This is a genomic window from Streptococcus orisasini (assembly GCF_001431045.1).
Classification (GTDB): Bacteria; Bacillota; Bacilli; order Lactobacillales; family Streptococcaceae; genus Streptococcus; species Streptococcus orisasini.
Map to the genome: position 1 here is coordinate 21922 of NZ_BCLE01000044.1, position 6684 is coordinate 28605.

Sequence of the window (6684 nt, forward strand, 5' to 3'; positions counted from 1 at the left end):
GTGAGGAGCATCGTATGGCATTAGACAAGAGAAAGGTTGTCTATCAAATTTATCCAAAATCTTACAAAGATACAACTGGCAATGGGGTCGGTGATTTAAGAGGCATTATTGAGAAGCTCCCCTATTTGGAAGAACTGGGGGTAGATGTCATCTGGCTTAATCCCTTCTATCCTAGCCCTCAGCGGGACAATGGTTATGATGTTTCTGATTATACGGCTGTGAACCCTTTGTTTGGTACTATGGACGATTTTGAGGAACTGTCCCGCAAAGGTAAGGAGCACGGCATTGAAATTATGCTGGATATGGTGCTTAATCACTGCTCAACTGACCATGAATGGTTTCAAAAGGCTTTGGCTGGTGATGCTTACTATCAAGATTTCTTTATTTTGCGTGATGAACCGACAGACTGGGTTTCTAAATTTGGCGGCAGCGCCTGGGCTCCTTTTGGTGATACCGGCAAGTATTATCTCCACCTCTTTGACGTGACACAGGCTGACCTTAATTGGCGCAATCCGCATGTGCGTGAAGAATTATTCAAGGTTGTTAATTTTTGGCGCAGCAAAGGTGTCAAGGGCTTTCGTTTTGATGTCATCAATTTGATTGGCAAGGACGAAGAATTAAAAGACAATCCAGCCTTTGATGGCAAGCCAGAATATACGGACCGTCCGATTAACCATGATTATTTAAAAATGCTTAACAAAGCTACCTTTGGCAAGGACAGCGATGGCATGACGGTTGGCGAGATGAGTTTCACAGACATTCCAAACTGTGTTCAATACAGCAATCCTGACAGCCATGAGCTGTCCATGGTTTTCAACTTTCACCATCTTAAGGTGGACTACGAAAATGGGCAAAAATGGACACTTAAGACCTTTGATTTTGAAGAATTAAAAAATCTTTTCCACACTTGGGGCCAAGGTATGAGTGAAGGAAACGGCTGGAGTGCGCTCTTTTGGAATAACCATGACCAGCCGCGTGCACTCAATCGTTTTATTGATATTGAGCATTTTCGCAATGAAGGAGCGACTATGCTGGCTGCCAGCATTCATTTGTCGCGTGGAACGCCATATATCTACATGGGTGAAGAAATCGGCATGCTCGATCCAGACTATGACAGCATGGATGATTATGTGGATGTTGAGTCTCTCAATGCCTATCAGGAATTGCTGGCTTCCGGCAAGACACAGGAACAAGCATTTGCCATCATTAAGGCCAAGTCTCGTGACAATTCCCGCACGCCCATGCAGTGGGATGCAAGTAATAATGCAGGCTTTTCAACAGCTGAGCCTTGGCTCAAAGTCGGCAGAACTTATCAGCAGATTAACGTTGCAAATGAAAAGAAAGGGAAGATTTTCCCCTTCTATCAGGAATTAATCCGCCTGCGCAAGACTTTGCCGATTATAGCCCAAGGAAATTATCAGGCAGCTTACAAGGACAGCAGTCAGGTTTATGCCTTTGAAAGAGAATATGAAGGCCAAAAACTGCTGGTGCTCAATAATTTTTCGGCATCTGAGGCTGAGCTTGACCTAGCAGCAAATTATCAAGCAGGAAAAGTGCTGATTAGCAATTATGATGATGTCGAACTTTCTACAAAAATCACCTTAAAACCTTATCAAACACTGGCGATTTTGCAGTAGCGAAGATTCAACTACTTAGAAAGTAAGTTTTCCTGAGTCAACATAAAGAGCGAGATTCCCATCAGAATCCTTAAAGAATTGATGGGAATCTCGCTCTTTCTTATTAGTCAGCAAAATAATTTTATGAGAAGAAGGCCAGTAAAATACCAGCTGCAATAGCTGAGCCGATAACGCCGGCAACGTTTGGCCCCATGGCATGCATGAGCAGGAAGTTTTCAGGGTCTTCTTTTTGCCCTTCTTTATGGACAACACGCGCAGCCATTGGCACTGCGGATACACCGGCTGCACCAATCATTGGATTGATTTTACCGCCAGACATGAAACACATGAGCTTGCCCATTAACACGCCTGATGCAGTACCGACTGCAAAGGCGATGAGGCCAAGGAGCGTGATTTTTAAAGTTGTAACAGACAAAAACAGGGCTCCATCAGCTTTTGCTCCGACAGTCAAGCCAAGAATGATGGTAATACCATACATGAGAGCATTTTGCAGCACGGTAGTAATGTTTGGCACAACGCCGGATTCTTTGACCAAGTTGCCCAGCATGAGACAGCTAATCAGGGTCGTTGCACTGGGAACCAGCAGGCTGACAAAAATGGTAACCACGATTGGGAAGATAATTTTTTCCCGCTGACTGACTTTTCTGCCGACTTTCATAACAATGCGACGCTCTTTTTGGGTTGTCAGTAGTTTTATGATAGGCGGCTGGATAATGGGGATAAGCGCCATATAAGAATAGGCCGCCAGAGCAATAGCAGACAGCAGATGGGGTGCCAGTTTCGATGTTAAAAAGAGAGCTGTCGGACCGTCTGCACCGCCGATAATTCCCACAGAAGCTGCTTCCTGAGGAGACATGCCCCAGCTGGCAGCTAAAAAGAAAGCTGCGAAAATACCAAATTGGGCAGCCCCTCCCAGCAAGATCGTCTTGGGATTTGCTAGCAAGGGTTCAAAGTCTGTTGATGCTCCCAGGCAGAGGAAAATCAAGGGCGGATAGATACCCAGGTGCGTTCCCTGATAAAGATAGTAGAGCAAACCGCCAGCTTCCGTTTTGGTTGGTTCAGCCATTAAATTGGCTAAAGGAAGGTTAACCAGCAGCATTCCAAAGGAAATCGGAATCATCAGATAAGGCTCATAGCCTTTTTTAATGCCCAAGTAGAGGAAAACGCAGGCAATCATAATCATAATGATGTTCTGATAGGTTAAATTATAAAAGCCGGATGTTTCTAACAATTGATGAATGATTTGCATAGCGATTCTCCTTGTTAGATGGTCATCAGCAGATCATCAGTATTGACGGTTTGGTTAGCTGAAACAGCAATAGCAGCAACAACTCCGTCTCTTGGTGCCTGAATAGGAGTTTCCATTTTCATGGCTTCCAAGGTGAACAGCATATCCCCAGCTTTGACGGTGTCTCCGACAGCCTTATGGATTTGCAGAATTTTTCCTGCCATGGGTGCCTGAATAGCGTAGCCATCTGAACTGTCGGCAGCCGCTGGTGCTGGTGTCGGTGCAGCTGCTTGTTTCAAAGGAGCAGCTGCCTCTGCTGCATCAAGCTCTCTCAGGCTGACAATATAGATATCGCCATTAACGTTTACTTCATATGTTTTCATTTTTGACTCCCTACTTTTTCAACTTTTTCGATTTTAAACTGTTTATTTTCTTCTTTGCTGGCAATGGCTAGTGCTGTGATAACAGCTATTCTTGCATGCTTGTCTTTGTCAACTAATTCCTGACCTGTCAGTGGTCTGGCTGCTTGCGTTGGTACTGATAAGGCCGCAGGTTCTGCCCTTTTGTCAGAAGCATTGACCAGAACAGCTGTCAGTTGGATGACATACATCAAACCGGTCAGAATAAGAAAAACCAACCCCATCGATGCCAAAGTTATAATAAACATATCGGTTAATGTCATAATAATGTTTCCTTCTTTCTAAAATCTTCCTGACACCTTGATAAGGTCTGCTTGGGGCTCTGCTGGACGATACTTTTGTGTCAAAAAGTCTTTTCCGACCTTAGGAAAGAGGGCATAAATCAGGACATCCTCATCAGATTGTGCAAGGCCTGACACCTTCTTAGCCAAGCTATCAAATTCAGGATCCAAGTGATCAGCCGGGCGGTCTGTAATCACTTCTTCATCCTCAATCAGCCGAGTGCGGAAATCTTCATCGATAGGCACAGGTGAGCGTCCGTATTGGCCCATAAGATAGGCCTTTATCTCGCTGGGCACCATTTTATAGGCACTTCCAGCAACAACGTTCATCGTTGCCTGTGTCCCAACCATCTGACTGAGCGGTGTTACCAATGGCGGGTAGCCCAAATTCTTGCGGACGCGAGGGATCTCTTTTAAGACCTCTTCGTATTTGTCAATGGCACCAGCCTGTTTTAATTGGGAATACATATTTGAAAGCATACCGCCTGGCACCTGATAAATGAGCGAGCGCGGATCAGGCGTCAGCATTTTCGGGTCTAGGAGCCCTTCCTTGAGATAACGGTCTTTTAAAGGTCTGAAATAATCGGCAGCTTCTTCAAGCAGGTCCATGTTTAGACCGTGGTCATATCCTAGTTCTTCAAGAACAATAGCCATAGACTCCGTAGCTGGTTGGCTGGTTCCTTCACTAAAAGGTGAAATAGCCGTGTCAATGCGATTAGCCCCAGCTTCTAAGACAGCCTGATAAGTCAAAGGAGCAATACCGCTGGTACAGTGGGTATGAACGACAATAGGAATGCTGATGACTTCAGTCAGGGCAGTAACCAGCTCTTTTCCTTTTGCTGGCGTTAAAATACCGGCCATGTCTTTGATACACAGGGAATCTGCTCCCATATCCTGCATTTCTTGAGCCAGTGAAACATAATAAGGAACGGTATGGACATCACTGATGGTATAACAGATAGTTAGCTGAGCTTCTTTTCCAGTCTTTTTGACAGCCTTAAGAGCCGTTTTTAAATTTCTGACATCATTTAAAGCATCAAAAATCCGGAAAATATCAATCCCGTTTTCAGCAGAATGCCTAATAAACTTTTCAACGACATCATCAGCATAGTGACGGTAGCCCAATAGGTTCTGTCCGCGCAGCAGCATCTGTAAGGGAGTGTTGGGGGCCAGTCTTTTGATAGTGCGCAGGCGTTCCCAAGGGTCTTCATTTAAAAAACGAATGCAGGCATCAAAAGTCGCTCCGCCCCAACACTCTAGTGAAGCGTAGCCGATTTTGTCCAGCAAAGGGATGACAGGTTCCATATCAGCCAAAGGCATCCTGGTGGCCATCAAGGATTGATGAGCATCCCGCAAAACAGTATCAGTGATACCGATTTTTCTGGTATTTTTCATTAATATACTCCTTATTTTTTGTTGATTCGAGAAATCGTTACCTTTATTATACTACATTCTTTGCAAAAGGAAAAAGCCGCCCGCTGATAAACATAAAGAGCATACAGCTCTAAGATGCTTAAAAGCACAAGTTTTTACGGCTTTAGCTTCCCAAAAACTCAATCAGTTGTGGTATATAAAGTCCAAAGCAGAGACAGTCATTGCCAGAGCGAAAATAGAGTTAATAGTTATGGAGATTTGTAATATTTTAGGGATTTTATAGTCCTTGTGAATTTTCGGCTAAAGTGCTGAGAGAAAAAAGCTGCTGTGATGAACCTTGAGAACATTGGTTCAAAAACGAAAAGACCAAGTGCCAGACACTTGGTGTACAGTTCTGTATTGGTGGAGCGATAAAGCAGCTGAGCAGCCTCAAATGGCAGGGCTATTTGCTCTGTTCTCTACCTGAATTTGCCGATAGCAAATGAGGAAAACCGATTTGACGTCTGCCCATGAGTTCTCCTGCATCAAAGACTTGTAAAGGCAGTCCAGCAGAGCTTTTTTTGCTTTAGTGTTCAGCAAGAATGCTGGTGAAAACAGAAAGCAGCTGGCGGTCTTTCCCGTCAATGCTGGCATGAAAAGTCTGTTTATTTTTGACATTGCTGATAACCTGATTGGGTAGGCTGATACCTTTCCATTTAAGGGATGTTCCCACCCAGTATTCTCTGAAACGTCCCTGATTTGACGGTCGGTAAACCATCATTTTCTGTCTTAGCCGGTCTGCTTTCTGCAAATTCCAAACAGTCTGCTTTTCTGTTTGTGGTTCTTGATGGTCATGCTGATGACCGTGCTCTTCTTTTAGCAATTGGCTGCGGAATTCCTGCTTATTGGGAAAAACCGGCTGGCAGTTTATCTGATTAAAATTTTGCCGAGCAGCTGCCTGCTCTGTTTGAAACAGCAGCAGGAAAATAACGGCAAAGGCGGCAAGGCTGCAAATGCTAAGAATTTTGCTAACGTTTTTAATTGATTTCATCATCATCTTTCTATTCCGTTTTACTTAAAACAGCTTCTTGGAATGTTTTATATTCTTTCGTATTGAAAACAGAAATGCCGTAAGCCTTTTGTTTCTTAGTCACTGGAACTTCACGGTAAGAAATAGCAACATCACCCATAATGTAAGGATTGTAGCGGCTGCTCAGCAAAATTTTCTTTTTTTGATGGTAGTAGTCTGTTGTTTTCAGCCCGATATCCAGAGCTTTTTGAGAATAAGCGATAATGCCGTAATAAACAAATTGACTTTGAGAATAGTCCGAAATGGTGTTGTTTGCCACAAAATACTGATTGCCACTAATCTTATCTTTAAAATAATCTGCCCTTAAAAAAATACCATCACCGGTTTGAATATTTTCGCTTTTGATTGGCTTGCCAAACTCTGCTTTCAGGTAATTGTATATTTTGCTGTAGGTGTTTAGCTTGCTGCGATTAAACTTCTGCTGGGGCATTTTGACAGTGTCAACATCAAATTTTTTCTGTAGCCGCGGCTCTGTTTTTAGTAAACGTGTTTCGCTTTCAGCCTTGCTTCCCAGTATTACAAAGAGCAGTGGCAGCAGTATTAGAGACAGTGCATATTTTCTCATGTTCTCTCCTTTCCATAAGATACAAAAGAGCGTTTCAAATCCGTATAAAAATAGGAAACTGACGCCGTGTCCTCAAGACACAAGGAAGTTTATCTTTTTTACTAGGATTTT

7 protein-coding genes are annotated in these 6684 nt (G+C 43.5%); 1 reads left to right on the forward strand and 6 read right to left on the reverse strand.

Annotated features, from left to right (window positions below):
- Positions 1-14 precede the first annotated feature (14 nt).
- A complete protein-coding gene (treC, locus tag SCSH_RS09725) occupies positions 15-1637 on the forward strand; it encodes an alpha,alpha-phosphotrehalase (RefSeq protein ID WP_057491710.1) in 1623 nt (540 codons plus the stop codon).
- A gap of 121 nt (positions 1638-1758) precedes the next feature.
- Here the strand turns inward: treC and SCSH_RS09730 are convergent, their stop codons facing one another.
- The 6 genes from SCSH_RS09730 to SCSH_RS09755 all read right to left on the reverse strand — a co-directional run bounded on the left by SCSH_RS09730 (position 1759) and on the right by SCSH_RS09755 (position 6573).
- Positions 1759-2886 (reverse strand): sodium ion-translocating decarboxylase subunit beta, encoded by a 1128-nt coding sequence (locus SCSH_RS09730; RefSeq protein ID WP_057491711.1) that lies wholly within the window; start codon positions 2884-2886, stop codon positions 1759-1761.
- A 14-nt stretch (positions 2887-2900) separates the two neighbouring features.
- Positions 2901-3248, reverse strand: coding sequence for a biotin/lipoyl-containing protein (locus SCSH_RS09735; RefSeq protein WP_057491712.1), 348 nt, complete (start codon positions 3246-3248; stop codon positions 2901-2903).
- Positions 3245-3547, reverse strand: coding sequence for an OadG family protein (locus tag SCSH_RS09740; protein ID WP_057491713.1), 303 nt, complete (start codon positions 3545-3547; stop codon positions 3245-3247). Before SCSH_RS09740 ends, SCSH_RS09735 begins: the two co-directional genes overlap by 4 nt.
- An 18-nt stretch (positions 3548-3565) precedes the next feature.
- On the reverse strand, positions 3566-4960 hold the full coding sequence (locus SCSH_RS09745; protein WP_057491714.1) for an oxaloacetate decarboxylase subunit alpha: 1395 nt from the start codon (positions 4958-4960) through the stop codon (positions 3566-3568).
- A gap of 544 nt (positions 4961-5504) precedes the next feature.
- Entirely contained in the window at positions 5505-5969 is a 465-nt protein-coding gene (locus SCSH_RS09750) for a hypothetical protein (RefSeq protein WP_057491715.1), read from the reverse strand.
- 10 nt (positions 5970-5979) lie between these two features.
- A complete protein-coding gene (locus SCSH_RS09755) occupies positions 5980-6573 on the reverse strand; it encodes a hypothetical protein (RefSeq protein WP_057491716.1) in 594 nt (197 codons plus the stop codon).
- Positions 6574-6684: the final 111 nt, after the last annotated feature.

What these genes read in the sequence shown, in the direction of transcription:
- SCSH_RS09735 (WP_057491712.1), bottom strand. Translation starts at nt 3,248, where the DNA reads ATGAAAACATATGAAGTAAACGTTAATGGCGATATCTATATTGTCAGC.
- SCSH_RS09730 (WP_057491711.1), bottom strand. Translation starts at nt 2,886, where the DNA reads ATGCAAATCATTCATCAATTGTTAGAAACATCCGGCTTTTATAATTTA.
- SCSH_RS09745 (WP_057491714.1), bottom strand. Translation starts at nt 4,960, where the DNA reads ATGAAAAATACCAGAAAAATCGGTATCACTGATACTGTTTTGCGGGAT.
- SCSH_RS09750 (WP_057491715.1), bottom strand. Translation starts at nt 5,969, where the DNA reads ATGAAATCAATTAAAAACGTTAGCAAAATTCTTAGCATTTGCAGCCTT.
- SCSH_RS09740 (WP_057491713.1), bottom strand. Translation starts at nt 3,547, where the DNA reads ATGACATTAACCGATATGTTTATTATAACTTTGGCATCGATGGGGTTG.
- treC (WP_057491710.1), top strand. Translation starts at nt 15, where the DNA reads ATGGCATTAGACAAGAGAAAGGTTGTCTATCAAATTTATCCAAAATCT.
- SCSH_RS09755 (WP_057491716.1), bottom strand. Translation starts at nt 6,573, where the DNA reads ATGAGAAAATATGCACTGTCTCTAATACTGCTGCCACTGCTCTTTGTA.